Origin of the sequence: Nakamurella sp., assembly GCF_048594475.1 — a bacterium.
Classification (GTDB): domain Bacteria; phylum Actinomycetota; class Actinomycetes; order Mycobacteriales; family Nakamurellaceae; genus Nakamurella.
The window spans coordinates 1-2,441 of the sequence record NZ_JBMDXT010000397.1 but is presented as its reverse complement, the minus strand read 5'-3'; the positions used below and the strand labels follow the sequence as shown (position 1 = coordinate 2,441).

The 2,441-nt window shown below is 75.2% G+C and carries 1 protein-coding gene; it reads left to right on the top strand.

Features of this window, described 5'->3' with window-relative positions; genetic code table 11:
* Positions 1-251 precede the first annotated feature (251 nt).
* Complete coding sequence (locus ACOJUF_RS17845) at positions 252-2,183, top strand: ATP-binding protein (RefSeq protein ID WP_420123165.1); 1,932 nt, start codon at positions 252-254, stop codon at positions 2,181-2,183.
* Positions 2,184-2,441: the final 258 nt, after the last annotated feature.

The following is a 2,441-nucleotide window of genomic DNA, read 5'->3' as shown; positions in this document are numbered from 1 at the left end:
CTCCCGTCCCACCCGTCGCACCCGGTGGCACTTCGTCCGCGCCGGGCCGGTTGACCGAGCTGGCGAGGCCGCCATCGAGCACGGGAGGGGTGTCCGGGACGGAATGCGGCGAAGGATGAGCCGCATGCTTCAGGACACCCCTGATTGATCCGCGCGGGACGGGCGCCGGGGGACCGGGTAGGGCGGGTGCCCGATGCCCGGGTGCGGGGCCGGGCGAAGGATGGGCCGGGGCCGCCGGCGGAGGGGGTGCGGTGATCGGTCGTCTGACGGATGTCGCCACCTGGCTGGCGGCCGCCGCCGGGCGGCGGGCCGGTGCCGATCCGTCCGGCCGGGACCGGCTGGCCGCGACGGTCGCCGTCATCGAGCAGGACTATGCGGCGCTGACGCCGGCCGATGCCGAGCCCGACCGGCTCGCCGCGTTGGCCGAGCTCTACCGGCTCGACGACGTCGAACGCGACCTGCTGCTGGTGGCCGCGGCGGCCGACCTCGACGGCAACATCGCGCTGGCCTACGGACTGCTGCGCGGCGGGTCCGCGCCGGCGCACCCGAGCATCGGCCTGGCGCTGGAGCTGCTGGGCGTGCCGACCCTGTCCGGGCCCGGGCGGGAGCGCCTGGCCGACGGCGCTCCGCTGGCCGCGCACGCCCTGCTGGAGATCGGGGCGACGGGCCCATGGCTCAGCCGGGAGATCCATTGCCCCGACCGGGTCGTCAGCCACCTGGCCGGAGCCCGCCATCCCGACCGTGCGCTCGAACCGCTGATCGTCGCGCCCACCCCGCTGGACCTACCCGGCGCCACCGAGTTGGCCCGCGCGCTGGAGCTGGGCGCCGGCTTCGCCTGGGTCCACTCGCCGCCCGGTAGCGCCGGTCTGCCCATGGTCGTCGGGACGCTGGCCGGTCTCGGCGTCGGGAGCCTGTGCGTGACGGTGCCCCCCGACGTCGCCGGCGGCGCGGAGGCGTTCGTACGCCTCGCGGTGCGCGAGGCCGCGCTGACCAACCGGTGCCTGGTGCTGGACGGGGCCGAACGGCTCGTCCCGGCCGCCGGCCCCGACCCGGCGGGACCCGGCTCGCCGGCCACGATGCCGCCGGTGTTGGTCGACCCGCCCGTCCCGGTGATCGCCGTCGGCTCGACGCCGTGGGACCGGCACTGGTCGACGCGCGCGCAGCCCTACCCGGTGACTGCGCCGTGGCTCGGGCCCGGCGAGTCGGACCAGCTCTGGGCGGCGATCAGCGGCGAAGCCCCACCGCCGGGTGCGCTGGCCGGGCTCCGGCTCTCGCCCGATCTCGTCGACCAGTTGGCCCGCACGTCGTCGCGGCTGGCCGCGACCGCGGGCACGGCGGTCACCGCCGAGCTGGTGCGCCGGGTCGCGCGGCAGCTGACCGGCTCGGCTGCCCCGGACGGGTCGGTGGGCCTGGCCGACCTGGTCCTGCCGGACGGGGGCGACCGGTCCGTCCGGGGGGTGATCGGGTGGGCGCGGCACCGGGACGAGCTGATCGCCCGCGGGCTCGTCGTCGCCGGCGCCGGCAGCGGTGGCGGCATCACCGCGCTGTTCAGCGGCAGCCCCGGCACCGGCAAGACCCTGGCCGCCCACGTCGTCGCCGCCGAACTGGGCATCGACGTGCTGCGGGTCGACCTCTCGGCCGTCGTCGACAAGTACATCGGGCAGACCCAGAAGAACCTGGAGAAGATCTTCCACCAGGCCGAGAGCCTGAACGTGCTGCTGTTCTTCGACGAGGCCGAGGCGCTGTTCGGGCGGCGGTCCGAGGTGAAGGACGCGCACGACCGGTACGCCAACCAGGAGGTCGCCTACCTGCTCCAGCGGATGGAGCAGTTCGACGGCATCACCATCCTGACGACCAACCTCCGCGGCAGCCTGGACCCGGCGTTCAGCCGGCGGCTCAGCTTCATCGTGCACTTCCCGGACCCGGACGGGCCGACCCGGCGCCGGCTCTGGGTCACGCATCTGGCCCGGCTCGGCCCGATCGACCCCGACGACCCGATCGACGCCGACCTGCTCGGCACCACCGTGGAGCTGGCCGGCGGGGACATCCGCAACGTCGTCGTCGCCGCCGGCTACGACGCGGCCATCGAGGGGGTGCCGCCGGGCATGCGGCATGTGCTGGCCGCCGCCGTCGCCGAGTACACCAAGCTCGGCCGGCGGGTGCCGGCCGAGCGTCACCGCTGACCGCGCGGGCTGCGCCCGGCTTGCTGCCCGCCGCCGGCGGCCGGCGCCTGTGCGGCCGGCGGCGTGCGCTGATCGAAGTCCCGTTTTGGTGTCCGTTGTGGGCGCTTTTGTGGGTGTTGGATCAGCGCAGCCCGGGTTGGGTGATCGGTGTGGCGGGCCCTGGTTTGGTGCGCTGATCGAAGGCCCGTTTTGGTGTCCGTTGTGGGCGGTTTTGTGGGTGTTGGATCAGCGCAGCCCGGGCACGGCACCCGGAGCAGC